Raw genomic sequence first — 25398 nt, 5'->3', positions numbered from 1 at the left:
CGGATGCCCCCACAGTCCCCGTAGTCAACCCGAATACCCCGCCTGCCGGCTGGCGACCCGGCGGGCGGTTCCACTTTTCATTGATTCGCGAGGCCAGCATGTCGGAACAGCGGGAACCCCAGGAACAACCGGAAGAGCTCGAGACCGGGAACGAGGCGGCCCCCGAGGCCGATGGCGACCACCCCGGCGAGGGCGATACCGAAGCACGTCTGCAGGAGCTCGAAGCCCTGGCCGAGGAACGGCGTGACCAGGCCCTGCGCGCGCAGGCGGAACTGGAGAACCAGCGCCGGCGCTTCGAGCGCGAGCTGGAAAACGCGCACAAGTACGCGATGGAAAAGTTCGCCTCCGAGATGCTGGAGGTCGGCGACTCGCTGGAGATGGGGCTGAAGGCGGCCCGCGAGACCCAGGATGTCGAGCGCATCATCGAGGGGGCCGAGCTGACCCTGAAGAACCTGACCAAGGTCTTCGACAAGTTCGGCATCCAGGCCGAGGACCCGACCGGCCAGCGCTTCGACCCGGAGCGCCATCAGGCGATGTCCATGCAGGAAGACCCGGAGCACCCGCCGAACACGGTGGTGGCGACCATGCAGAAGGGCTACATGCTGCAGGACCGCGTACTGCGCCCGGCCATGGTGGTGGTCTCCAAGGCACCGACCTCGCCGAACATCGACGAAAGCGCCTGACTCGGCTACCCGGGCGGATCAGGGGGCGGCTCGGATATCGCCCCTTGAAAACCCGGCCCGGGCCCCCAGATTCCCGTACAAGTTGGCAGAGAACGACGCTCTGCAGCGCCACTTTTTCGCATCAGGAGATTTCAATCATGGGCAAGATCATCGGTATCGACCTCGGGACCACCAACTCCTGCGTCGCCGTGATGGAAGGCGACCAGGCCAAGGTCATCGAGAACGCGGAAGGCACCCGAACCACCCCGTCCATCGTCGCGTTCAGTGACGACGGCGAGGTGCTGGTCGGCCAGTCCGCGAAGCGCCAGGCGGTCACGAATCCGCAGAACACTGTGTTCGCGGCCAAGCGACTGATCGGCCGCAAGTTTGACGAAGGCGAGGTCCAGAAGGACATCAAGCTGGTCTCCTACAGCATCGTGAAGGCCGACAACGGCGACGCGTGGATCGAGGTGCAGGGCAAGAAGATGGCCCCGCCGGAGATCTCCGCGCGCGTGCTGCAGAAGATGAAGAAGACCGCCGAGGACTACCTCGGGGAGGAGGTCACCGAAGCGGTGATCACCGTCCCGGCCTACTTCAACGACTCCCAGCGTCAGGCGACCAAGGACGCCGGCAAGATCGCCGGGCTCGAGGTCAAGCGCATCATCAACGAGCCGACCGCGGCCGCGCTGGCCTACGGCATGGACAAGCAGCGCGGGGATCGCAAGATCGCCGTGTATGACCTGGGTGGCGGTACCTTCGACGTCTCGATCATCGAGATCGCCGAGGTGGACGGCGAGCACCAGTTCGAGGTGCTGGCGACCAACGGCGACACCTTCCTGGGTGGCGAGGACTTCGACAATCGCCTGATCGACTACCTGGTCGACGAGTTCAAGAAGGACCAGGGCATCGACATCAAGGGCGATCCGCTGGCGATGCAGCGCGTGAAGGAGGCCGCCGAGAAGGCCAAGATCGAGCTGTCCTCCAGCCAGCAGACCGAGGTCAACCTGCCGTACATCACGGCCGACAACACCGGGCCGAAGCACCTGGCGCTGAAGATCACCCGCGCCAAGCTGGAGAGCCTGGTCGAGGACCTGGTCAAGCGCTCCATCGAGCCGTGCAAGGTCGCGCTGAAGGACGCCGGCCTGTCCGCCTCCGAGGTGGACGACGTGATCCTGGTCGGCGGCCAGACCCGCATGCCCAAGGTGCAGGAAGCGGTGCAGGAGTTCTTCGGCAAGGAGCCGCGCAAGGACGTGAACCCGGACGAGGCCGTTGCCGTCGGCGCCGCGGTGCAGGCTGGCGTGCTGGGTGGCGACGTGAAGGACGTGCTGCTGCTGGACGTGACCCCGCTGTCGCTCGGCATCGAGACGATGGGCGGTGTGATGACCAAGCTGATCGAGAAGAACACCACCATCCCGACCCGGGCCAACCAGGTGTTCTCCACCGCCGAGGACAACCAGACCGCGGTGACCGTGCACGTGCTGCAGGGCGAGCGCGACATGGCCAGCGCCAACAAGTCGCTGGGTCGCTTCGACCTGCAGGACATCCCGGCCGCGCCGCGCGGTGTGCCGCAGATCGAGGTCACCTTCGACATCGACTCCAACGGCATCCTGAACGTCTCGGCCAAGGACAAGGCGACCGGCAAGGAGAACAAGATCGTGATCAAGGCCTCCTCCGGTCTGTCCGAAGAGGAAGTCGAACAGATGGTCAAGGACGCCGAGGCGCATGCCGAGGAAGACAAGAAGTTCCAGCAGCTGGTCCAGGCACGCAACCAGGCCGATGCCCTGGTGCACTCCGCCGAGAAGTCGCTGAAGGATCTGGGCGACCAGGTCTCCGACGACGAGCGCTCCGCGATCGAGTCGGCCGTGGCCGAGGTCAAGACCGCGATGGAAGGGGAGGACGCCGACGCCATCGAACAGGCCACGCAGAAGCTGGCCGAGGCCTCCGGCAAGCTGGCCGAGAAGGCCTATGCCCAGAACGCGGACGCCGCGGGCGAGGCCGGTGCCGAGCAGGCCGACAGCGGCCAGCAGGGCGACGATGTCGTGGACGCCGAGTTCGAGGAAGTCGACGACGACCAGAAGAAGCAGGGCTGATGCCCGTCCGGCGGCGCCTTGGCGCCGCCGGACTTCGACCACACGCCACGCCCGGGGTACACGGTACCTCCGGGCGTTTGCGTGAAGGCACTCCGCGTTCGCGCGAACGATCTACCTGGAAATGACCATGTCACAACGCGACTATTACGAGGTGCTGGGCGTCGCCAAGGACGCCTCGGCCGCCGATATCAAGAAGGCCTTTCGCCGCCTGGCAATGAAGTACCACCCCGACCGCAACCCGGGGGACGAGGAGGCCGAGGCCAAGTTCAAGGAGGCGCGCGCCGCCTACGACGTCCTCAGCGACGATCAGAAGCGTGCGGCCTACGACCGCTATGGCCATGCCGGCGTGGACGGTTCGGCCGGCGGCTTCGGCGGCGGGGCCGGGGCCTCCAACTTCAGCGACATCTTCGAGGATATCTTTGGCGATATCTTCGGGGGTGGTGGAGGCGGCCGCGGTCAGCGCGCCTACCGGGGCTCCGACCTGCAGTACAACCTGGACCTGACGCTCGAGGAAGCCGTGTTCGGCACCGAGGTCAAGATTCGCATCCCGACCACGGTGTCCTGCGAGGCCTGCGACGGCTCCGGCGCCGAACCGGGGACTTCGCCGGAGACCTGCCCGACCTGCAACGGGGTCGGGCAGGTACGCATCCAGCAGGGCTTCTTCTCGGTGCAGCAGACCTGCCCGCGCTGCGAGGGCTCCGGCAAGATCGTCTCCAGCCCCTGCAAGTCCTGCCACGGCAAGGGTCGGGTGCAGGAGCAGAACACGCTGGACGTGAAGATCCCGGCCGGTGTGGACTCGGGCGATCGCATCCGTCTGGCCGGCCAGGGCGAGGCCGGCATGAATGGCGGTCCGCCGGGTGATCTCTACGTGCAGGTGCGGGTGAAGCCGCACAAGCTGTTCCGGCGCGAGGGCTCGGACCTGCACTGCGAGGTGCCGGTGTCGTTCGCGACCGCCGCCCTTGGCGGCGAGCTGGAGGTCCCGTCGCTGGACGGCCGGGTCAAGCTGAAGGTCCCCGCGGAGACGCAGACCGGCAAGCAGTTCCGGGTCAGCGGCAAGGGCGTGAAGTCGGTGCACGGCGGTGCCGTCGGCGACCTGATCTGCCGCGTGGTGGTGGAGACGCCGATCAACCTGACCAAGGAGCAGAAGCAGCTCCTGCGCCAGTTCGAGGAATCCACCCAGGCCGGTGGGACCAAGCACAGTCCGCAGGCGCAGTCCTGGGTGGACGGGGTGAAGGGCTTCTTCGAGGACCTGAACTTCTGGTCGAAATAGCCCTTTCCCGAAACGCGTTCGCTGTTCCGCACAGGCCCCGGCGTAAACCGCGGCCTGTTGCGTTAGAACGACGGCCAGCCCCGACCGCTCACTCGCGGGCTCCCTCTCGCCGCGTGGTGATTCCCGCACCTGTGCTCGTGGCAACGCGGCCTTCTGAGCGTTGGGGGTGCATCAGGGACAGGCGGTTCCGGTGTGTCAGGTCAAGGGCGGTTGGCTGACCACGAAGCGCACGAAGACACGAAGGAAAGACTGAGGGCGGGGTCACCACGCAGGCCACAGGGTTCACGGAGAAAGGCAGGGATTGTGGGTGAGTGCTCGTGGTCAGTGTCGTGTCGGATACGGGACCGTTGACCGCCACGACTCGCCCTATGTTCAAGAACCCGCACAGGATGTTCTTCGTGCCTTCGTGTGCTTCGTGGTGAACAGTCCTTTGCCGTTCTCCGTGTTCTCTGTGCGCTCTGTGGTGAAAAATGGGGTGAGGGCGCGCGGGGCTCAGGTTGAGGCGAAGTCGAAGGTGGGGGCCGGCATCGGCGCCTGCAGGAAGTAGCCCTGCACGAGGTTGACGTTCAGGCTGTAGAGCACGGCGAGCACACTGGCGTCCTCGACATACGGCACGATCACCTGCTTGCCCTTGGCGTGCGCGGCCTCGGTATGCTCGCGGATCAGCTGCTGATTCTCCTCGCTCTCGGCCAGGTTCTTCACATACGACGGGTCCAGCTTGATGTGGTCCGCCTCCAGGTGCTGCAGCAACTGGAACGGGTTCAGGCCGTTGCCGAAGTCGTCGATGCACAGGTGGCCGTGCATCTCCTGCAGGCCCCGGGCCACGTGGATCGCCGGCTTCAGGTGGGTTACCACGGTGGGTTCCTTCAGCTCCACCACTACGTTGTCGGCGGGGATGCGCAGGGCGTGCAGGTCGTCGTGCAGCCAGCTGACCACCGAGGGATCGCCGAGCGAGCCATTGGTCAGCTTGAGGAAGAACTGGGTACCGGGGTCCTTCTTCAGCTGTTCCGCGAGGACGCCCAGGGCGGTCTTCAGGATCCAGCGGTCGATGGGCTGGGCCATCTCCGTGCGCTCGGCGCTGGGCAGGAAGGCCTCCGGTTCGTGGATATGACCCTCGGCATCGCGCAGCCGCACGAACACCGAATAGCGCGCCCGGTCGGCCCCGTGCAGGTTCACGATCGGTTGGTACAGCAGCTCCAGACGGTCGTGATCGAGGGCGTCCTGGATGCGTAGCCGCCATTGCTGGTCGGCCTGTGCCTGGGTCATCTCGCCCTCGGCCGGGCGGAAGAAGCAGTGGGTCCCGCCGCCGGCTTCCACCGCTTCCTGCAGTGCGCGGTCGGCCTGCGACAGTAGCTCCTCGGTATCCACCGCAGTCTCGTCGGCGATCACGATGCCGGCGGACAGGGTGCAGTTGGTGGAGGCGTTGCCGAGCTCGAACACGCGCCCGGTGACCGCCTCCATCAGACCGTGGACGCGGCTCTCCACCTCGTTGCGGCGGGTATCCGGCACCAGGATGCCGAAGTGCTCGGCCTCCAGGCGCGCGGTGATGGCCGGCTCGGGGAACTGGTCCTCGATCAGCTTGCCGATGTCGGCCAGCAGCAGGTCGCTGGCGGACATCCCGACGTTGGCGCGAATTTCCGCGAAGCGGTCCACCGCCAGCGTGATCAGGGCGAAGGGCTTCTCCGACTGCGCGGCCTGGCCCTGCGCGGTCTCGATCATGCCGGTGAAGTGCTGGCGGTTGTAGAGGCCAGTGACCAGATCGCGCTGCGACAGGTAATCGATCTTCTCCGCCAGTTCCGGGTCCTCCTGGGCCGAATCCAGCAGGACCTGGGTACAGGCCTCGCCCTCGACGCTGGCGGTGGAGAGGCGCAGGTTGGCCTCGAACGGGGTGCCGTCGAAGGCCTGCAGCTGGAAGGCCTGATGGGTCTGGTCGCCCTCCTCGCCGTTCTGGAAGCGTCGCAGCAGCCCCTTCAGTTCGTCGCGGCTCTCCGGCGCGACCAGATCCATCAGCGGCAGGCCATCGACGTCCTCCGGGTCGCCGATGCCGAAGCGTTCGCGCCAGGAGGCGTTGGCGTAGATGTGCATGCCCTCGTGGACGTAGGCGATGGCGTCGCGCGAGTTGTCCAGCAACAGCTGGCAGCGGCGCTCGGACTCCTGCAGCGACGCGTCCATGCGACCCAGTCGCTGGCGCAGCTGGAACTGTTCGGCGGCGCGAATGGTGAGGAGGCTGGCCAGTTCGTGCAGTTCGTGATCCACCACCGCGTACGCACCGGCCTCGTAGTCATCCACGCGTTCCGCTTCCGGGCGTTCGGTCAGGATCACGACCGGGATCCGCCGGCCGGAGGCATGCTGGGCCTCGTCCACGTGCTCGCGGGCCAGGCTCAGGCCGGGTTCGATCAGTACGATCACGTCGAAGCGCCGGTTCTCCAGCGCCTCGGCGAGGGCGTCGGTGGTCGAAACCTGCTCCGGGCGGATCGCACTGCCGCGGGTTCGGATGCTGCTGATGACCTCTTCCGCCCGGTTCGGATTGCTGGTAACGAAGAGGGTACGAATGGTCTCGTTCATGGGGCCTGGTCGTCGCGGTTGCGGGTGGTGAGGGACAGTCCGTTGTCATTCGCGAGGCCGGGGTCCGCCTCCGTGCCGGGGGATTCCGCGGTCGGGCTGCCGACCTCGAGCGCAGTCATGCGGCAGCCCACCTCGGTGAACAGGGTAGTCCCCGTGCGCTCGCTGTCCAGTTCCAGAACGCGGGCGCGGTCGTTCAGCCAGCAGACCACCCGTTTTTCGTGGTCGAAGACCTGGGCCGGCAGAAACAGGGCGGCCCCGTCGGCATCCGTTCGTTGTGGCGCAAACAGGCCCGGCTGCGGGACCCCGGCGGCGACCCCGTTGCGAAAATCCTGGATCTGCATGGGGAGGCAGCGATTGGCAAGGAACTCCACGCCGATGCTGATGCGTTCGCCGACCTGATCGTCGAAGCGAATCCAGCGCAGCACCCCGACCGTCCAGCGGTGGCCGTCCACGGCGCGCAGCCCGACCAGGTCGCCAATCAACAAGGGCTGCTGTGGTGCGTCCAGGCACAGGCGGACGCCCCCGGCGCCGATGTCGTCCACCTGCCAGTGTTCCGGAGGGTGGCGCTTGGTGATGGGCCCTGTCGGTTCGTCGTGGCCGGCGATCTCGAGGCCGCGCCCGACGTCTTCCCAGGCGGTCGCGGCGGGGCCGGGGGTGTCGTCCGCGAGCGGCCGGAGATCGCTGTCGCGACCGGCGGCGGGCGGGCTGTCGACCAGAGCGAGATCCGACCCCCGCAGTGCCGCGGGCGACATCTCGAAGACGCTGACGCCGCGATCACGCTGCTGCACGGACTTCAGGCCGGCCTCGCCGTTCTCGTCCGTGTCGAGTTCCCGGGCGCCGGCGTCACGGCGACGCTCCATCTCCGCCAGCAGAAAGTCATGGATGCGTTCCAGTCCCATGACGCAGACCTGCTGCAGGTCGCCCGCTCGCTCGCGACTGTGCCGCCGGGTGGGCAGGTGCGACCACAGGCGCAGGAGATGCTCGGCCAGGGCCTGTGCATTGCCGGTTTGCACCGGCTCGAGGTTTTCCGGGGCGTCGCGCAGTGCGGCCAGGGCCGGGCCCAGCTCCACGAAGCAGGCCAGGTCGCCGGCGGGCTGGTCGCGCAGGACCAGTCCCGGCGCATGGTCGCGCTCGAGCTCGCAGCGCAGCACCGGCAGGTCGGGATGCGGGTCCGGGTCGGGAGCGGCGGTGCAGGTCAGCGCGATCGCGTTGATCCAGCGAACCAGCAAGTCCATCTCGCCCATCTTCAGGGCGTTCGGGTCGGTACTTCCCAGCACCATGAGGCGCGCGCTCATGGCCTCGATGCGGTCCGTATCCAGCGGCCCGAAGCGCTGGTCGGTGGCGGGGCCGTGGTCGGCGATGTGCTGGGTCCGTGCCAGGCGCAGCAGGTCGTAGACTTGCTGCCAGTGACCGGAGGGCAGGTTCTGATACAGCCGCCAGTGGTGCACGGCGAGCGCGCCCAGCAGCGCGACGGCGGCCTGCAGGGGCGCGGTCAGGCGTTCCGCGTGCCGGGTGTCGTCGGCGTCGATGCGCTCCCGGACCACCAGCAGTTCGGCCTGGAGCAGAGCGCGCAGGGCGCTGCCGAGGACCTCGGCACGATCGCGGCTGCGGCGCCCCAGTGGCAGGGGGCGCTGGCGCAGCAGGCGCTCCAGCACGGGGAACAGGGGCAGGAGGTGGTCTTCCAGTATGCGCACCAGGCTGGCGCGAACCCCGGGCTGCAGCGCGATCTGGTTGAGCCCTTCGAGGGCCTCGCCGAGTTGCTGCATGCCGAGCTCGGGCTCGCTGCCGGGCAGTTCCGCGCACCAGGCCCGCAGGGCCTGCGGCGTCCGGTGCGGGAAGCTGGCGGGGCCGGCCGGTTGGGCGGGCAGCTCGGGCAGGGCGTGCAGCATGGGCGTGTCCAGTGGTCGCTGGGCCGGTTGCGTGGGACTCTCCGGAGAACGCGTTCACGCCCCGGGTCTGGCGCTACTGTAGCAGCAAACCGTGTTTTTGGTGTGGGAGGCGTCGGCCTTTGCTCACGCCCGGCCTACGGGGCTTGCAGGGTCTTCCCGGATGCACCCGGGATCTCGCGCGCCAGGCGTGGAACCAGGTAGCCCGGCAGCCGCGCATGGAGGGCCCGGTGGAGTTCTTGTGCGCGGCGATCCGAAACCTCGAAATGGGCCGTGCCGCGGGTGCGGTCGAGCTGGTGCAGGTAGTAGGGCAGGACGCCCAGGCGGAAGCCGGCCTCCTGCAGTTCGATCAGGGTGGCGGCATCGTCGTTGATCCCGGCCAGCAGGACCGCCTGGTTGAGCAGCGTGACGCCGGCGGCGCGCAGGCGGATGAGTGCCGCGTCGGCCGGGGCGGCGAATTCGCGCGGGTGGTTCGCGTGCAGCACCAGGATGTGCTGCAGCCGCCCCTGACCGAGCCAATCCAGCAGGCGGTCGTCGACCCGCTCCGGCAGGACGACCGGCAGGCGCGAGTGGATGCGCAGGCGTTCCAGGTGCGGGATGGCGCCCAGCCGCTGGGCCAGTCGGGCCAGGCGGGTATCGGAGAGGCTCAGCGGATCGCCGCCGCTGAGGATGACCTCGCGGATGTCCGGATGCGCCGCGATGTACTCCAGCGCGGGCGCCCAGTCATCCCGGGCCGGATTGTGCTCGGCATAGTCGAATTCGCGGCGAAAGCAGTACCGGCAGTGGATGGCGCAGGCCCCGGTGGTCAGCAGCAGCACGCGGCCGTGGTACTTGTGCACCACGCCGGGTGCGGCCAGGGCGTCGTGATCGCCGACCGGGTCGCTGACGAAGCCCGGGGCCTCCAGGGCCTCGCGGGCATCCGGGAGGGCCTGCAGCAGCAGCGGGTCGCGCGGGTCCCCCGGGCGCACGCGCGCCAGGTAGCTCTCCGGGATGCGGGTGCGAAACAGTCGGTGCCCGGTCTGCATGCCCGGCAGGTCGTCGAGCGGCAACCCGAGGCGTGCGGCGAGGGCCTCGGGATCGGCGACCGCGCGCGCCAGCGCCTGCTGCCAGGCCGGCGTGGCACGCGGCGCGGGTGGCTGGGTTCCGCGCGGCTCGCGCGTTATCATGACGGGCTTTGTGGGCATGAATCGTTTCCGGACGGGGCGGTATGCCCGTGCCACGCATCATCGAGGAACAGCACGCAATGGCAACCTACAGTACCAACGAATTCAAGGCCGGTCTCAAGCTGCTGCTGGACGGCGATCCGCAGGCCATCGTGGAAAACGAGTTCGTCAAGCCGGGCAAGGGCCAGGCCTTCAACCGGGTCAAGCTGCGCAATCTGCGTACGGGCCGGGTGCTGGAGAAGACCTTCAAGTCCGGCGAGTCGGTGGAGGCGGCCGACGTGATGGACACCGAGATGCAGTATCTCTACAACGATGGCGAGTTCTGGCACTTCATGGTGCCGGACACCTTCGAGCAGTATGCCGTGAGCGAGGCCGCGCTGGGCGATTCCGGGCAGTGGCTGAAGGAGCAGGATATCTGCACCGTGACCCTGTGGAACGGCGAGCCGCTGTCGGTGGTGTCGCCGGCCTTCACCGAGCTGAAGATTACCCAGTGCGATCCGGGCGTGCGCGGCGATACCGCTCAGGGCGGTACCAAGCCGGCGACCCTGGAGACCGGTGCGGTGGTCAAGGTCCCGCTGTTCGTCGAGGAAGGCGAGACCGTGAAGGTCGACACCCGCAACGGCGAATACGTCTCCCGCGTCTGATCGCATCTGCCCCCGGGTTCGGAGGTGAGTGACTGGCGGCCGGGCGCGGCGCCGGCCCGGGCGGCGCGGGCCCGTCTGCTGGCGGGTCTGCGGGCCTTCTTCGCGGATCGCGGGGTGCTCGAGGTCGAGACCCCGATCCTGGGCCGGGGCGCCCCGCAGGATCCGATGCTGGAAAGCTGGGAGGCACGCGCCCCCGGCGGCGAGCAGGGCTACCTGCAGACCTCTCCGGAGTACCCGATGAAGCGCCTGCTCGCGGATGGGGCCCCGGATATCTACCAGATCGCCCGGGTCTTCCGGGGCGGCGAGTCCGGGCCGCGCCACAACCCGGAATTTACCCTGCTGGAGTGGTATCGCCACCGGCTGGACCATCGGGACCTGGCGCGCGAGGTGGTTGCCCTGATCGCGGATCAGGCCGCGCAATCCCGCGAGTGGCACGCGCCCCGCGGCTGCGTGGTGATCCCCTATGCCGAGCTGTTCCGGTCGACCCTCGGGCTGGACCCGGCCGCCGCGGAGGCCAAGGAGCTGGAACGGGCCGCGGCGGCCCGCGGGCTCGCGGTGGCGGGCGAGCTTGACCGGGATGGCTGGCTGGATGCGCTGATCAGCCTGGTGATTGCCCCGGGCTTCCCGCCGGACCGGCTGACCGTCGTGGTCGACTATCCGGAGAGCCAGGCCGTGCTGGCGCGTCCCTGTCCGGAATCCCCGGGGTACGCCGCGCGCTTCGAGTTGTACTGGGGCGACCTGGAGCTGGCCAACGGCTATCACGAACTGACCGATCCCGAGCTGTTTCGCCGCCGCCGCGAACGCGACATCGCCATCCGGCGTGCGCGCGGACAGCCCCTGCCGCCCCCCGATGACTACCTGGAGGCGGCGCTGGACGCCGGACTGCCCGACTGCGCCGGGGTGGCCCTGGGCGTGGACCGGCTGCTGATGCGGTTGCTGGGGGTTTCCAGCCTCGATCAGGTACTCGATTTTCCCTGGTCGAGAGCGTGACGCGAAGGGCTTGTCCCGGCCGGGGTGCCGGCACACTATAGGGACTGTTGCCCCGCACGTTTGCAGGATGGTCGGACCCCTATGCCCCCTCGCCTTTTTGCGCGCCGCCCAGGCCCCCTTCCGGTTCGTTCCGGGTGGGCTATTGCCCTCTGTCTGATGCTGTCGCTCTGGCTTGCGCCGCTGACGGCGCAGGCCCAGTTCGAACACCTCCCGCAGCCGCTGCAGCGGGCGATCGAGAGTCAGCGCCTGCCGCCGGAAAATGTCGGTCTCTGGGTCCAGCGGATGTCGGACGGGGCGGTGCTCGCGCGCCTGAACGCCGATCAGCCGTACAACCCGGCGTCGACCATGAAACTGGCCACCTCGCTGGCGGCCCTGAACGAGCTGGGCCCGGACTACACCTGGACCACCGAGGTCTGGGCGACGCGCCCGGTGCGCGGCGGGGTACTGGCGGGGGACCTGGTGATCCGCGGTACGGGCGATCCCGGCATGGTCAGCGAGGAACACTGGCGCATGCTGGGGCAGCTGCGCCAGACCGGCTTGCGTCGTATCGAGGGCAACGTGATCCTCGACGCCTCGCATTTCGAACTGCCATCCGGGGACCCTGCCGCCTTCAATGACCAGCCGCTGCGGGCCTACAACCAGCTGCCCTATGCCCTGCATGTGAACGCCAACGCACAGCGCTTTCGCGTGCGACCGGAGCGGCACGGGAACGGGATCGACGTGACGGTGGACCCGCCCCTGCCGGGGCTGGATGTCGTCAATCGCCTGCAGCCGACGCGGGGCAGCTGCGGCGCCTGGCAGCGCGGGATCCGTTTCGATGCCGATCCCGAGGCGCAGCGCGTGACCCTGGCCGGCGAATACCCGGTGAATTGTGGCGACTATGAACTGCTGCGCTCGGTGCTCGCGCCGGAGGCCAACCATGCCGAGATGTTCCGCCTGCATTGGTCGCAGTGGGGCGGCGAGCTGACCGGGGACATCCGCCCCGGCGTGCTGCCGGTGCTGTACGACGAACCGATCCTGCGCCACACCTCGCGCCCGTTGTCGGATCTGATCCGGGTCTCCAACAAGTGGAGCTCCAACGTGATGACCCGGCATCTGCTGCTGACCCTGGGGGCGCGTCACTTCACCCCGCCGGCGACGCTGGAAAAGGGGCAGCAGGCCCTGCTGGAGTCCCTGCGCGGGCTGGACGTCGATGTTGCGGGCATGGTGGTCGACAACGGTTCGGGCCTGAGCCGCGACTCGCGGATGACCTCGCGCCAGCTGGGCCGCATCCTGGAGGCGGGCTGGCAGCACCCGCACCGGCCCGAGTTCCAGTCCTCGCTGGCCCTGGCCGGGCTGGACGGGACCCTGCGCAACCGCTTCCGTAACGGCAGCCAGCGCGATCTGCGCGGGCGGATGCATCTGAAGACCGGGCATCTCAACGAGGTGTCCGCGGTGGCCGGCTATGTACGGACGCGGGGTGGAGATGACCTGGCGGTGGTGGTGCTGGTCAACGATCCACGCGCCCACCGCGGCATGGGGCGCAACCTGCAGGACGCCGTCCTCGAGTGGGCCCACGACCTCTGACGGGTGCACCCCGTTTGTTCACCACGAAGCACACGAAGGCACGAAGAAAATCCAGAAAGCGCCAACAGGAAGACGCGAAGATCGGAAGATTCCTGAGACGATGCACAAGCCACGAGGATTGCGCACCCTCTCGCCCCCTTCTGACCTTCGCATCTTCCTGTAAATGCTCTTGCGGGTTTCTTCGTGCCTTCGTGTGCTTCGTGGTGAAAAGTGCCTTGCGAACTCAGGGGGACTCGGTCTGCCAGTTGGACAGGATCGGCGCGCGGGAGACTTCGACGTCCAGCGTCGTCAGCCAGCGCGCGACCATGCGATTGGAGTTGTTGCGCAGGGTGTAGGCCTCCGGATGCTCGACGAAGGCCATGTCCCATTCCGGCGAGGTCTTGCGTTCGTCGTATCCCGCTTGCCAGATGCCTTCCAGCTCGTCGCGCAGGACCTCGACCCGTGCCCCCGGAACCGTCAGCAGGTAAAAGTCCGCCAGTGGTACCCGAAGTTGCCCCAGCGTGGATGGCCCGAGCTCGTGGCCGGTCAGTACCTGGCGTCCGAGCGCGGCGCGGGTCGGTACGAGCAACCCGGAGATCCCCTGGAGCGGCCCGGTCCGGCGTTCGACATAGAAAACCCAGTCGCCGTAGGAGTAGCGCAGCCAGGCCCCCGGTTTCCCGGCTGGCAGGATCAGGCTGGAGTGTCGTCCATGGTCCAGCAGGGCCACGGTAACCGGGCCTTCCGGGTCGTCCGGTGGTTGCAGCGTCACGGCCGCGCAGCCCTGCAGCAGCCACAGACTGAGTACCGCAAGGAGCCAGGGCGGGAGGCGGAAGCGGCGCCGTAGCGGGGCCGCGTTGTCGCTGCGACGGCGCATGTCGGGTCAGTGGCGTTCGAGCTTGCCCAGTTCCGACAAGATGGACAGCACCAGCGATTCGCCTTGCGAGCCCATGCCGCGACACAGCACGTCGGGGTCGCGCTCGCCGTCCACCAGGCGCTTGGTAATGCCGCCCAGGCGGGCCATGTCGCCCCCGGCGCGGCTCATCTGCTCGGCCATCTGGGAGAGCCAGTGCAGCGACTGGGCATCGCCGCGGGCGGCTCCGTGGATCATCTGCGCCAGTCCCGGGGCCGCCTGGGCCGGGTCGCCGCTTTGCTCCGGGTCGGGCAGGGTGGAGGGGTCCTGCAGCCCGTTCAGGATGGCCGTCAGGATCACCGTGTCCTCGTCGTCCAGACCCTGCAGCAGGGAAGGGTCGCGCTCGCCGTCGAGTACCCGGCGAATGCGCTGGATCAGTTCGCCCCAGCCAGCCTCGTGGGCCTGGTTCAGGACCGGCTCCAGCTCGCGGCGGGTTTCCGGGTTCTGGGTGGCCTGGACCACCAGGTTGATCAGGCCGGCCTGGGCCTGGCGGATCTGTTGCGCGTGTTGTGGATCGATCATGCGGGTCTTCCGGGTTCCTGGCTGTGTGGCGAGGTTAGCATGCCCGGAAGTGCGTTCGACCGGGGCCTGCGGCACAATGGCCCCTCCATTTGCAGAGGATGTCGTGGTGGAAGAGCAGACAGCAGTGGGGCTGTGGGTGGCCCTCGGGATCCTGGCCATCGTGATCGCCGCCCTGGTGGGTTTCTGGGTGGGGCGCGTGACCAGTGACGAACGCAAGCTGATCCGCGAGCTGGAAGAGGAACTGGATCGGCGCATGCAGGAACTGACGCGCTACCGCAGCCAGGTCAACGACCACTTCGACCGCACGGCCACGTTGTTCGCGACCATGGCCGGGTCCTACCGCGACCTCTATCACCACCTGGCCCAGAGCGCCGAGGAGCTGGCGGACAAACCGACCCGCGACCGCCTCGAGGACCGCGCCGGCCAGCTGCTGTCGCACATGACACGCCGCGATTACGGGACCGGCCCGGGCGAGGCCGCCGGCGGCGCCAACGAATCGGACGCCCAGGACGACGAGCCCGCCGCCAAGGGTTCGGGGGAAGAGCCCCGCAAGCCGGACGACCGCCCGCGCCCCGACTGACCGCCGCTACTGAAAAAACCTGTTATCACCACGAAGCCCACGAAGGCCCGAAGAAAAGCCGAGTAGCGCTCACAGGAAGACGCGAAGACGGGAAGGTGGCTCGCAAGGCAACGTACACATGGGTTGCGTGCCCTCGCAGTCCTTCCGACCTTCTCCCCTTCCTGTAGCGGTTCTTCAGAGCGGGTTTTCTTCGTGCCTTCGTGGGCTTCGTGGTGAACAAAGGCCCTTGCCCTTGGAGCCCTCCGCGCCGGGGTGTGCCCGACGCGGGGCGGGATCAGAGGGCGGAGATCTGGGCGCGGATCTGGTTGTCCAGGTTCTGGATCCAGTTGTTGTAGTTCGGGTGGATGTTGCCGTCTTCGTAGTTCAGGTTGGCGCTGTCCTTGTAGCGGATGCTGTATTCGCCCGCAGCGAACGGGATCTCCACCACGGCGACGTGGTCGCGCAGGCTGAGCCGGCCTTCCAGCAGCCCGGGCTCGGCCTCTTCCATGCGCCAGCCGAGCGAAGCCCCGGCGGTGCGGATCGCGCGTTCCATCTGCTCGGCGCTCGGACGGTCGCCGTCGACATTCGTGACCGTGGTATCGCTGATGTCCTGCACGGGAACCGTGCCGCGGCAGCCCGCCAGCGCGATCAGGGCGGCGAAGATGATCACCAGCAACGTCTTGGTATTCATAGTGTTTCCCTTAATGGATGCGCGGGGAGTGTAGACCTGCGGAAGCGTCGTTTCCAAGGGCACCGGGGCGTGCGTCTAGGGAGACGCTGATTGAATCGCACGTCCGCGCTCGAGTCGCTTTTGCGTGCGAACAAGGCGCGGTGACTGCCGTGCAGTCATTCTGCACAAGGGAGCCGCAACGCCGTTCGCGTGCAAAAGCGGCCGAGCCCCTGCTTTCAATGGCTTGTGGGGTTGGTGCCCCCTGTTCCCCGATCCTGCGTTGCGCCGCTTGCGGGTAGAACCACTACCCGCTGCACGACGCGCCTTGTCTCGGAAAACAGGGGGCACCAACGCGGACGTGCGATTCAATCAGCGTCTCCCTAACGGCGGATCACGCCCAGCGACCGCAGCAGCCCCAGCGGGCGCATTCCGCGGCGCAGCAGGTGGCCGGCAACCATGGCGATGATCCGCAGGGTATCCGCGGTCGGCCGGTAGTGGCTGGGGCGGTGGTTTTCCGGGTAGATGCAGCGTACCGGGACCACCCGTGCCGGGAATCCCAGGCGTTCGGCGACGATCAGGGCCTCGCTCTCGAACACGAAGCCGCGGGCCCGGTGGTGGGCCAGGTCCAGGCGCCGCAGCAGGGCGGCCGGGTAGAGGCGGAAGCCGGATTGGGAGTCCCGTAGGGGCTGCCCGGAGGCCCAGGCAATCCAGAAGTCGGCCATGCGGTTGCCGAACAGGCGCAGCGGCGGGGTGTGCTCGCGGCCCTTGAGGCGTGCGCCCAGGACCAGCCGGTTCGGCGTCTCGTGCCACGCGGCGACCAGCGCGGGGATCTCGGTAGTGTCGTGCTGGCCGTCGGCATCCAGGGTCACCACCGCCTCGGCGCCGGTGGCCAGGGCATGCTGCATCCCGGCCCACAGGGCGCTGGCCTTGCCACTGTTCTCGTCCATGCGCAGGACTTCGGCCTGATCCTCGATCAGGCGGGCGGTGGCGTCCTCGGATCCGTCGTCCACCACGATCACCCGGTCCACCTGCGCGCGGGCGCCGGCCACCACCGCTTCGACGGTGGCCGCCTCGTTGTGGGCGGGGATCAGGGCGACGACCGTGCTCATGGAGGCGTCAGGCGAGGGCGCCGTTGACACCGATCACCTGGCCGGAGACGTAACTGGCTGCGTCGCTGGCCAGGAAGCCGACCACGCCCGCGACTTCCTCGGGCCGGCCGGCGCGGCGCATCGGCACCAGATTGCGGATATGTTCGGCATCGAAGCTGCCCTCGCTCATGGGGCTCTCGATGATGCCGGGGGCGACCGCGTTGGCGGTAATGCCGCGCGAGGCGACCTCCTGGGCCAGCGAGCGGATGGCGCCGTGCAGGCCGGCCTTGGCCGCCGCGTAATTGGTCTGGCCGCGATTGCCGATCTGCCCGGCTACCGAGGAGATCGCGATCACCCGGCCCCAGCGGGTGGTGATCATCGGCAGCAGCAGCGGCTGGGTCACGTTGTAGAAGCCGTTGAGGCCGACATCGATCGGGCGGTCCCATTGTTCGCGGCGCATCCCGGCCAGTGGCGCGTCGTCGTGGATGCCGGCGTTGTGGACGAGGATCTGTACCGGCTGCTCGGCCGCGAGGGGTTCCAGCGTCTCGCGGCAGGCCCCCTCGTCGGTGATGTCGAACACCAGCACCTGGGACTGGCCGCCATCGGCACGGATGGCATCGGCGGTCGCCTCGGCCGCGGCGGCGTTGCGATGGGCATGCAGGATGACCTCGTGGCCGGCCATGGCCAGGGCGTGGCCGATGGCGGCGCCGATGGCGCCACTGCCGCCGGTAATCAGGGCGCGTGCAGTCACGGGCTGTCCTCGTCGTCGGCGGGTTGCAGGATGACGGTCGCGCGGGCGCTCAGCACCGGCTGTGCGCCCGCGCTTACGCGCAGGTCGTAGATGGAGCTGTTGCGGTCCGACAGGATGCAGTCCGCGTGGATCTCCAGTGCCGCTCCCAGGCTGTCGAGGCGACGGGTCTGCAGCTGCAGATCCCGCACCGCCGCCAGATAGCCGGCGCGCGCCGGCCCGGCATCGGCCAGCAGGGCGCCGTGCACGGCCATGCCCTGGGCGCCGTATTCCAGCGCCGCCAGGGCATGCAGCCCGGCCTCGCCGCGCAGCGGGTTGGCCGGGTCGCGGTGGCTTTCGGCACGGCAATGGATGGTGGTGTCGGACCAGGCCTCCACCGTATCCAGCAGACACATTGCGCCGGCATGCGGCAGCAGCCGGCAGATGGCCTCGTGATCCAGGGTCTCGGGTCGGGATGACATGCGCGGGATCTTCCTGATCCGGGCGGATGGTTCAGGGCCCGACCCGGATGTTCAGGGACCGGCCCAGCGGCGCCTCAAGCGTAACATTTCCGGGCGTGCCCCGGACCAGCCGTTCCAGCAGGGGCAGGGCGCGCGCGGCCGGATTGCTCGCGCGCAGCGCCTCCAGGTCATCACTGTGGCAGGGGTCGGCCGCGGCCGGCCCTCCGAGGTCGAGCTGCAGCTGCCAGGGTGCGCCGTCCACCGGGCCCAGGCGCAGGGCCACGGCAAAGGGGTGATGGATGGGCCGCACGTGGATGAAGCTGTCCATGGACGGCACGTCGTAGCAGGCCAGCAGGACGTCGCCGCCCTCGTCCAGCTGCAGTGTCGCGGCCTCCAGCAGCCCCGCGGCCAGGCTGGCGTTGTAGCCGGACAGCGCCGTGGCCGGCGCCGGGTTGCGGGTCGCGATCGACCAGTTGCCGGCCGGGGCATTGTGCACCGAGTTGTGAAACTGCACCGGCGACACTACCGGCTCCGGCTGGGTCAGGGCATCGCAGATGCGGTCGATGATGTCCATGTCGCCGGAGGATGACGCGAACACGCTGCGCAGCCGGCTGCGATCGGCCCCTTCGGTGGCCTCTTCCGCGACCTTCAGGGCGAGGCGGATGGTGGCGGTGGTGCGTCGGCGCTCGTTGGCCGGAAGCAGCCCGGGCGGAGGGACGTGGACCTCGCGGCTCGCCAGCGGGGTCTCGCCGGCCAGCACGGGGCGGGCACTGTCGAAGTCGTCCAGTCCCGGGCCCAGCAGCCCCACGGCATGGAGTCCAATGGCCTTCATGGCGCGGCCTCCAGCAGCAGGCTGCAGTTGTTGCCGCCAAAGCCGAAGGCATTCACCAGTACCCGTTGTACCGGGCGCGGTTCCGCCTCGCCGCGGGCCTCGAGGTCCAGTTGCGGATCCAGCATCTTCAGGCCGGCCGTGGGTGGCACAAAGCCGCCGTCCAGACTGGCCAGGGCCTGGGCCACGCCCACCGCGCCGGCGGCGCCCAGGGTGTGTCCGGTCAGACCCTTGGTGCCCACGGCGCGCGGGCGCGGCCCTCGGCGCCGTCGTTGGCCGGGGTTGCGGTGGCATGCATCAGCACGTAGTCGATCTCGTCGCCCCGCCGTCCGCCGCGCTCCAGCGCCTGTTGCAAGGCGGTCGCGGCCCCCAGGCCCTCGGGGTGCGGGGCGGACATGTGGTGGGCGTCGCTGGATTCGCCGTGACCGGTCAGCCGTGGTCCCGTGGTATCCGGCGAGGGGCGTTCCAGCAGGAAGAAGCCGGCGGCCTCGCCAATCGAGATCCCGGCGCGGTCGCGGTCCAGCGGGGTGCAGGGCTGCGCGGCCACCAGTTGCAGGGCATTGAAGCCATACAGCGTCATGCCGCACAGGCTGTCGACACCGCCGACCACGGCCGCGTCGCAAAGCCCCGCGGCCATGTAGCGACGGGCATCGGCGAAGACCTTGGCGCTGGACGAGCAGGCGGTGGAGACCACCAGGGCCGGCCCCGACAGGCCGAAGCGGGTGGCGACGAAATCGGCCAGCGAGAACATGTTCTGGGTGTGCTGGTAGTCGTAATCCGGGGGCAGGGCCCTGGTCTGCGGGTCGCGCCGGTGGTAGGCGGCCTCGGTGGCGGCGATGCCCGAGGTGCTGGTGCCCAGCAGCACGGCCACCCGGTCGGCGCCGTAGCGCGCAACGGCGGCCGCCACCGCGTCGGCGAAGCCATCCTGGCGCAGGCCCAGTTCGGCGAGCTGGTTGTTGCGGCACTGAAACGGGGCGAGCTCGCCTTTCAGGGTGATGGCCTCCACGCCGGGCACGCGGCCGATGTGGGTGTCCAGACTCACGCTTTCCAGATCGCAGGGGCGCAGCCCGCTGACCCCGTTGCGCAGGGCCTCGGCGTTGGCGGCGATCCCGGTTCCGGCGGCGCTTGTCAGGGTGTGGGCGGTGATGACCAGTGGGTCCATGGGGCGTGTTCTGTGGATAGTGGCCGGAGGCGATTCCGGGTGGATGGGTGTCAGGCGGCCTCGCCTGGATCAGTGTTTTCCTGGGTTGACCTCGGGCGCCAGCAGGGCCGCCGCGAGGAAGGAAAATACCACGCCCAGCACCACGGTGAGGCCCAGGGCCTGCAGGACCGGAAGGCTGGAAAGGGCCAGCAGCCCGAATACCACCAGGGTCGACAGCGCGCAGACGCCGACCGAGCGCAGGTTGCGCAGGCGCGCCGCGGCATCCCGCAGGGTGCGGCTGAAGAACACCGCGTAGTCCAGACACAGCCCGGCGATCAGCAGCAGCGCGATCAGGTGGAACAGCGACAGCCGGACGCCCAGCAGGATCAGCGCGGCCAGGGTCAGCAGCAAGCCGGTGCCGACGGCCGTCAGGATGCGCAGGCTGCGCCCCGGGGCCCGAGTGGCGACCAGCAGCAGGAGCGCGACGGCCACAAGACCCAGCGCCAGGCGCTGCAGGGCCTCGTCGCGGAAGCCGATGACCAGTTCCTCGGAGGCCCGGAAGAAATCGATGTGGTGCACGCCTGCGCCGGTCCCCTCCCGTTCCGACAGGTCGGCCCGCGGGATGTCTGCGGCCCAGCGCGCCAGGGCCTCGTCATCCCGGACCCCTTGCAGGCGGACCCAGGCGGTCCAGCCCTGGCCGTCCTCGTGTGGCTGAAGCAAGGGGTCGAGCGCGTTGCGCAGGGGGCCGTCCGGCAGGGTCTCCGGGGCCAGAAGAGCCTGCTCGCGGGCCGCCGAGATGTCCTCCACAAAGGGTGCGAAGGCCCCCTCGCGGAACCCGAGATCCGCGCTCGCCGCCGCCAGGCGTTCGCGCAGGTCATCGGGGTGCGGCAGCGCGGCCTGGCGTTGTTGCTGGCGCTGCCGGCTTGGCAGTACCTCGGCGGGGTGGCCGAAGCCGTCCACGAGCCCGGATGCGCGCAGGGCTTCCAGCTCCGGGACCAGGGCCTCGCTGGCGCGCAGGGCTCGTTCCGCGGAGTCGGCAGTGATCAGCAGGGCGTGGCGGACGTCCGGTAACCCCAGTGCGCCCCGCAGCTCCTGGTCCAGCGTGACCTGCTCCTCCGGCACCGGGTGCAGCGCGGACAGGCGGTCTTCCCACGGAAAGGGATCGGCGCTCGCCACCACGGCGACCGCGGCCAGGGCCAGCAGGGCGACGCCCCAGCGGGCCAGCGCCGGGGGGTGCGCGAGCGCGACCGGGACCGGCAGCCTCGGAGCCGGCAGGCCCTCGCGCTGCAACCGGGCGGGTACCAGGACCGGCAGGACCCAGCGGGTGGTCACGGCGGCCACGGCCACTCCGGTCAGCACGAAGAGTCCCAGCTGCGCCATGCCGGAGAAGCCGGTGAGGGCCATCAGGGCAAACACCAGCACGGTGCTGCCAGCGCCCAGGGCGATCACGGGCCCCAGTTCGCGCGCGGCCTGCGCCAGGCGTGCGTCCCCGAGGTGCGGGCTGTCGCGCCGCTGCGCATGGGCGAACAGGTGCAAGGGGTAGTCCAGGGCGATCCCCAGCACGGTGATGCCGAAGGCCAGCGCGATCCCGTGCAGGTGCCCGAAGACCGTAGTGACCACCGCCGCCGCGATCAGGATGCCGCTCGCCAGCGGTACGGCCGCCAGCCAGACCGGATGCGGGTGGCGGAACACCGCCAGCAGCAGGAGGGCCAGGGCGATACTGGCGCCGGTGGTGATCCAGGTGACCTCGCCTCGGATGGTGGCCCGCGATTCCACCGCGATGACCGCCGGGCCGGCGATCTGCAGGCGCAGCTCCGGCGGGTCGAGGTCGGCGAAGGCGGTGCGCGTGCGTTCGATCAGGGCCGCCTGGGCGTCCAGGTCCATGCCGTCGGCGGTGCTGCGCAGCACCAGCAGCGCCCGTTCACGATCGGGGGTCACCCAGACCCCGTCCGGCCCGGTCGTTGCACGGCCGCCGGTGGTGGCGAGCTGCTCCAGAACGACCCGGGTCTCGGCGGTGGGGTCGCGCGGGATCAGTTCCCGGGGCAGCTCCGGGACGGCGCTGGAGAGGTCATCGCGGCGCGCCTGCAGGTGTTCGCGCAGGGCATCCTGGCTGAAGGCATCGGCATGGATTCGCGGGCTCAGCAGGTAGCGATGTTCGATCAGGAATTCCAGGGCCGGGTCGTCGGGGTCCAGGCGGCCGTTGTGGACGCCCGCCACGTCCGGGACATCCTCCAGAGCGGCGACCAGGGCATCGCTGGCCGCGGCCCGATCGCGTGCCTCGCCCCCGGCGATCGCCAGCAGCAACATACGTCCGGCCGGGCCGGCCCCGGGATCCAGCACGATGCCGTCGGCGCTGACCGGGTCCGGGGCAAAGCCCTGCAGGTCGGTAACCAGTTCGCCGCGCAGGGCCAGCGTGAGCGTGGCCAGCGTGAGCGCGGCCAGCCACAGGCCCAGGGCGATGCGGGACGGGCACATCAATCAGTGTTTCCCTAGTCCGCGTACTGTGGCGGCTCGAAGCGCATGTGGCTTTGGTGTCCGCCGGACTCGACCGTGATCAGTTCGCGTAGTTCGTCGCCGGCGCCGGTCAGGGTCAGTTCGGGGACCATGCGGCGCAGGGCGCGGTCCCGTGGGACGAGCTCCAGGGTCCAGGCCTCCATGTCGCCCGTCAGCTCGATCTCGAAATCGGCCTCCAGTTGCTCGCGGTCGCCGTTCAGCAGGGCGCGGAACAGGCCGGTCAGGGTGGCCAGGGCGGGCTGTTCGTTCAGGTCGATCTCGCGGCTGGAGCCACGCCGTTCCAGGGTGAGTGTGTCGCCCTCGATGTGCACGGTCTCGCCACGCGGGCCGTCGACCTGGCGGGTAAGGGTATCGGGGGGCTCGAAGGCAAGCGAGCCCGAACGTGTCTCCGGGAATTCCAGCATCGGATCGTCGCGGCGCTCCTCGAACGCGAGGGTCGCTTCCCGCTCGGTGGTCAGGGCTTCCAGCAATGCGCCGAGGGTGTCGTTGGCCAAGGCCGATACAGGGGCGAGAAGACCCAAGGCCAGGATCAGCGTGATGCCGGACTGGCGGATACGCGGGCCAAGGCCGTGGCCTCGCCTATTTGGATGCATCGTCCCAGAAGTCATAGAAATTGAACCAGTTGTAGGGGGCCTCGCGTACCCGCGCCGCGAGGCGGTCGGCATAGCGCTGTACCCACTGGGCCAGGATCTCGTCACGCTGCCCGCGCGGGGCGTCGAGGGTCTCGGCGAAGGGTTCGAAGACGATATCGTAGCGGTTGCCGCCGCGATAGAGCCCGAAGCACAGGATCACCGGGACCTTGAGTACCGCGGCCAGCAGCAACGGCCCCTGGGGGAACAGCGCGGTGTCGCCGAGGAAGTCGCAGGCGACCATCTTGTCGCTCTCGGCGACGCGGTCGCCCAGAGTGGCGATCAGCTCTCCGCGGTCCAGGCACTCGCGGGCCTGGATCAGGGTCTCGGTGCGGCCCAGCGGTATTACCGATGCGGCCACCTCGGGATTCAGCGCCTCCAGGACCTGGGTGATGCTCTGGTTGTGGTCGCTGTACATCAGGACCCGCACCGGGAAGTCGTACTTGCCCACCGCCAGGGCGCGCAGGGCCTCGAAGCTGCCGAGGTGCGCGCCCAGCAGGATCGCGCCGCGGCCGCTGTCCACGTGTTCGAGGAAGGTCTCGCGGTTGTGGACCCGGATATCGAGGCAGGCATCCTGCCCGGCGAGCAGGAAGACCCGGTCGAGGATCACCGCGGCGAAGCTGTGCAGGTGGCGCGCCAGGTCCGCCAGCCGCGGCTCGCGCTGCAGCGCCCGGCGCAGGTAATTGCGACTGTGCCGCCGCGACTGCGGCGCGAACAGCAGGAAATACGCGGTGATCGGGTACAGCAACGCGCGGCTGGCCCGGCGCCCGAGATTGAGGGCCACCCACAGGATGATGCGCAGGGCCAGCGGCGAGCCCCGTTCCGCCTGCTGGAACCAGGCGCGGCTCATCGGTCCGGGGTGTCGTGGAGCGTGACCAGCTGGCCGGAACAGAAGGTGACCGGTGGCTCGCTCTCGGCGGCCACGACGCGAAACCCCTGTCGCCCGCCACGACCGGGCGGGTCGATCTCGATGCGAAACGCGGCCTCCGGTGTCAGCGGCGCGAGGAACTTGACCTGCGGGAGGGCCGCGACCGGTCCGAGACCGTGGGCCCGCGCGACCGCTGCCACCTGATCGAGGATTACCACGCCGGGGACCACCGGGTGGCCGGGGAAATGCCCGGGCAGGGACGGGTGCTCGGCCCCGATGCGGCGGATGGTGGACTGGACGGCCGTCGGTTGCATGGGGCGGCGCGCCGTCAGGCGCACTGGCCGTGGTGGGCGAGCAGGTCCAGCAGGACCTGACGCGGCAGCTTGCCGGTGGCCGAGCGCGGCAGGTGGTCGACCCGCACCAGTGGGCGCGGCAGGAACAGCGGGTCCATGCAGTCGGCCAGTGCCGCCTGGATTTCGGCTTCGCTGCGTTTCGGGGCGACCACCAGGGCCGCCAGGCGGGTGACGCCGTGCGTGTCCGATTCGGGATCCGGCGGGATGAAGACGCCGTCGAGCACCCCGGGGATGGCATTCAGGCGCCGGTTCAAATCGGCCAGCGAGGCGCGCTTGCCGGCGATATTCAGTTGATCGGCGAGACGGCCTTCCATGCGGAAAAGGCGCGTGTCCTGCACCTCGATATGGTCCGGAAGCGGCACCGGCGCGGGGTGTTGCGGGCCCCGGACCCACGCGCGCCCGGTCTCTCCGGGATGGATCTCCACCCCGGGATAGGTGGTCCAGGCGGACTCGCGGGTCGTGCGGCGCGTGGCGATGGCCCCCGCCTCGGTGCAGCCGTAGATCTCGTCGAGGGGGCAGCCGAAGACCCGCTCGGCCCGGGCGGCGGTATCCGGGGACAGCGGCGCAGTGGCGCAGAGGATGCGGGTCGGTGACGGCCACTCGAGGCCGGCGCGCAGGCAGGCCTTCAGGTGGAAGGGCGTGGTCACCAGCACCGCCGGGGCGCTGTCGGCCAGCGCCGTGCGCACGTCCTCGGGGTAGAACGGGCGCCCGGCCAGCAGCGTGGTGTGCCCCAGCAGGGCATACAGCACGGTCGATTCCAGGCCGTACATATGCTGTGGCGGCACCGTGCCGACCAGGGTGGGGCCGGGGTGGCCCGCCAGGTCGAGGGCCTCCAGGGCCTGGGCGGTGACCGCATGCAGGGCCGTCCAGCTGCGAGCGTGCGCCGTGGGCGTGCCAGTACTGCCGGAGGAGAACGCCAGGACGGCGGTCTGCTCGCCAGGGATCGCGGGCACGGGGCCCATGGCCTCGCCCGCCTCGCCGCGGGCGGCGACGCGCAGGACCGGGATGGCGATCTCGGCGTCCGGGCCGTCCACCAGGGCGATGGCATCCGGATACTGGCCGGCGATCTCGGCCAGGGTCGTGCGGCCGCGGTTGGGCGGCAGCAGGTTGGTCTGACCCCGCAGCAGGATCGCGGCAAAGGCGACCGCGAAGTGGTAGCGGTCCTGGCACAGATTGAAGGCCGCGCGGGCCGGCGGCAGTTGCGCGGCCAGTGCCTGCACGTCGGCGAGGAACGCCGCGCGCGAGACCCGGCGATCCCCGATCCGGGCCAGCGGTTCCGGGGCTTCGGCGATCAGCGGCCGCATGTCCGTTG

The 25398-nt window shown here is 69.3% G+C and carries 22 protein-coding genes and 1 pseudogene; 7 read left to right on the top strand and 16 right to left on the bottom strand.

What is annotated here, in order from left to right; translation table 11 throughout:
* Positions 1-98: 98 nt before the first annotated feature.
* The 3 genes from grpE to dnaJ all read left to right on the top strand — a co-directional run bounded on the left by grpE (position 99) and on the right by dnaJ (position 4022).
* The gene (grpE, locus tag D106_RS0109915; protein WP_018865768.1) at positions 99-683 is read left to right on the top strand and encodes a nucleotide exchange factor GrpE; all 585 of its coding nucleotides are present in this window, start codon (positions 99-101) and stop codon (positions 681-683) included.
* Positions 684-820: 137 nt separating this feature from the next.
* Positions 821-2752 carry a molecular chaperone DnaK gene (gene dnaK, locus D106_RS0109910; RefSeq protein ID WP_018879935.1) on the top strand — a complete coding sequence of 644 codons (1932 nt, stop codon included), beginning with the start codon at positions 821-823 and terminating at the stop codon, positions 2750-2752.
* A 121-nt stretch (positions 2753-2873) separates the two neighbouring features.
* Positions 2874-4022 carry a molecular chaperone DnaJ gene (gene dnaJ / locus D106_RS0109905; protein ID WP_018876097.1) on the top strand — a complete coding sequence of 383 codons (1149 nt, stop codon included), beginning with the start codon at positions 2874-2876 and terminating at the stop codon, positions 4020-4022.
* Between the two features lie 492 nt (positions 4023-4514).
* Here the strand turns inward: dnaJ and D106_RS0109900 are convergent, their stop codons facing one another.
* From D106_RS0109900 to epmB, 3 genes are all read right to left on the bottom strand, one after another.
* Positions 4515-6587, bottom strand: a complete 2073-nt coding sequence (locus tag D106_RS0109900; RefSeq protein WP_018877329.1) for an EAL domain-containing protein — start codon at positions 6585-6587, stop codon at positions 4515-4517.
* Complete coding sequence (locus D106_RS0109895) at positions 6584-8476, bottom strand: hypothetical protein (protein ID WP_018879934.1); 1893 nt, start codon at positions 8474-8476, stop codon at positions 6584-6586. The genes D106_RS0109900 and D106_RS0109895 overlap by 4 nt, the downstream gene beginning before the upstream one ends.
* A gap of 134 nt (positions 8477-8610) precedes the next feature.
* Positions 8611-9639, bottom strand: a complete 1029-nt coding sequence (gene epmB / locus D106_RS0109890) for an EF-P beta-lysylation protein EpmB (protein ID WP_018879933.1) — start codon at positions 9637-9639, stop codon at positions 8611-8613.
* Between the two features lie 77 nt (positions 9640-9716).
* Here epmB and efp point away from each other — a divergent pair, with 77 nt between their 5' ends.
* The 3 genes from efp to dacB all read left to right on the top strand — a co-directional run bounded on the left by efp (position 9717) and on the right by dacB (position 12836).
* A complete protein-coding gene (gene efp, locus D106_RS0109885; protein ID WP_026279163.1) occupies positions 9717-10280 on the top strand; it encodes an elongation factor P in 564 nt (187 codons plus the stop codon).
* A gap of 24 nt (positions 10281-10304) precedes the next feature.
* Entirely contained in the window at positions 10305-11270 is a 966-nt protein-coding gene (gene epmA / locus D106_RS0109880) for an EF-P lysine aminoacylase EpmA (RefSeq protein ID WP_018879931.1), read from the top strand.
* Between the two features lie 156 nt (positions 11271-11426).
* Entirely contained in the window at positions 11427-12836 is a 1410-nt protein-coding gene (gene dacB, locus D106_RS0109875) for a D-alanyl-D-alanine carboxypeptidase/D-alanyl-D-alanine-endopeptidase (RefSeq protein ID WP_018879930.1), read from the top strand.
* A gap of 223 nt (positions 12837-13059) precedes the next feature.
* On the opposite strand, the gene D106_RS0109870 is transcribed toward dacB, so the two are convergent.
* Both D106_RS0109870 and D106_RS0109865 read right to left on the bottom strand, forming a co-directional pair.
* Positions 13060-13689 carry a hypothetical protein gene (locus tag D106_RS0109870; RefSeq protein WP_018879929.1) on the bottom strand — a complete coding sequence of 210 codons (630 nt, stop codon included), beginning with the start codon at positions 13687-13689 and terminating at the stop codon, positions 13060-13062.
* 6 nt (positions 13690-13695) lie between these two features.
* Entirely contained in the window at positions 13696-14247 is a 552-nt protein-coding gene (locus tag D106_RS0109865; protein WP_018879928.1) for a hypothetical protein, read from the bottom strand.
* 106 nt (positions 14248-14353) lie between these two features.
* On the opposite strand from D106_RS0109865, the gene D106_RS0109860 reads away from it, so the two are divergent.
* Positions 14354-14827, top strand: a complete 474-nt coding sequence (locus tag D106_RS0109860) for a YhcB family protein (RefSeq protein WP_026279162.1) — start codon at positions 14354-14356, stop codon at positions 14825-14827.
* A gap of 274 nt (positions 14828-15101) precedes the next feature.
* Here D106_RS0109860 and D106_RS0109855 read toward each other — a convergent pair whose 3' ends face one another.
* The 11 genes and pseudogenes from D106_RS0109855 to D106_RS0109805 form a co-directional block, all read right to left on the bottom strand.
* On the bottom strand, positions 15102-15497 hold the full coding sequence (locus D106_RS0109855) for a hypothetical protein (RefSeq protein ID WP_018865756.1): 396 nt from the start codon (positions 15495-15497) through the stop codon (positions 15102-15104).
* A gap of 359 nt (positions 15498-15856) precedes the next feature.
* Positions 15857-16585: a glycosyltransferase family 2 protein gene (locus D106_RS0109850; protein ID WP_018879927.1), complete on the bottom strand. Its 729-nt coding sequence runs from the start codon at positions 16583-16585 to the stop codon at positions 15857-15859.
* Positions 16586-16592: 7 nt separating this feature from the next.
* Positions 16593-17315 (bottom strand): 3-oxoacyl-ACP reductase FabG, encoded by a 723-nt coding sequence (fabG, locus tag D106_RS0109845; protein WP_018879926.1) that lies wholly within the window; start codon positions 17313-17315, stop codon positions 16593-16595.
* Entirely contained in the window at positions 17312-17773 is a 462-nt protein-coding gene (locus tag D106_RS0109840; protein WP_018865753.1) for a hypothetical protein, read from the bottom strand. Before D106_RS0109840 ends, fabG begins: the two co-directional genes overlap by 4 nt.
* A gap of 31 nt (positions 17774-17804) precedes the next feature.
* Entirely contained in the window at positions 17805-18584 is a 780-nt protein-coding gene (locus tag D106_RS0109835) for a beta-ketoacyl synthase chain length factor (protein ID WP_018879925.1), read from the bottom strand.
* A pseudogene (locus tag D106_RS14285) lies at positions 18581-19743 on the bottom strand (beta-ketoacyl-ACP synthase). The gene D106_RS0109835 and the pseudogene D106_RS14285 overlap by 4 nt, the downstream one beginning before the upstream one ends.
* 69 nt (positions 19744-19812) lie before the next feature.
* A complete protein-coding gene (locus tag D106_RS0109825; RefSeq protein ID WP_018879922.1) occupies positions 19813-22197 on the bottom strand; it encodes an MMPL family transporter in 2385 nt (794 codons plus the stop codon).
* Between the two features lie 14 nt (positions 22198-22211).
* On the bottom strand, positions 22212-22757 hold the full coding sequence (locus tag D106_RS0109820; RefSeq protein ID WP_038035260.1) for a LolA-related protein: 546 nt from the start codon (positions 22755-22757) through the stop codon (positions 22212-22214).
* 58 nt (positions 22758-22815) lie between these two features.
* Positions 22816-23715 carry a lipid A biosynthesis acyltransferase gene (locus D106_RS0109815; RefSeq protein ID WP_018865748.1) on the bottom strand — a complete coding sequence of 300 codons (900 nt, stop codon included), beginning with the start codon at positions 23713-23715 and terminating at the stop codon, positions 22816-22818.
* Positions 23712-24047, bottom strand: a complete 336-nt coding sequence (locus D106_RS0109810) for a hypothetical protein (RefSeq protein ID WP_026280640.1) — start codon at positions 24045-24047, stop codon at positions 23712-23714. Before D106_RS0109810 ends, D106_RS0109815 begins: the two co-directional genes overlap by 4 nt.
* Positions 24048-24061: 14 nt before the next feature.
* The gene (locus D106_RS0109805) at positions 24062-25390 is read right to left on the bottom strand and encodes an AMP-binding protein (protein WP_018879919.1); all 1329 of its coding nucleotides are present in this window, start codon (positions 25388-25390) and stop codon (positions 24062-24064) included.
* Between the last annotated feature and the right edge of the window lie 8 nt (positions 25391-25398).

Source organism: Thioalkalivibrio sp. ALE9 (assembly GCF_000377445.1).
Taxonomy (GTDB): domain Bacteria; phylum Pseudomonadota; class Gammaproteobacteria; order Ectothiorhodospirales; family Ectothiorhodospiraceae; genus Thioalkalivibrio.
The sequence above is the reverse complement of the archived record's forward strand: the minus strand, read 5'-3'. Positions and strand labels throughout refer to the sequence as shown.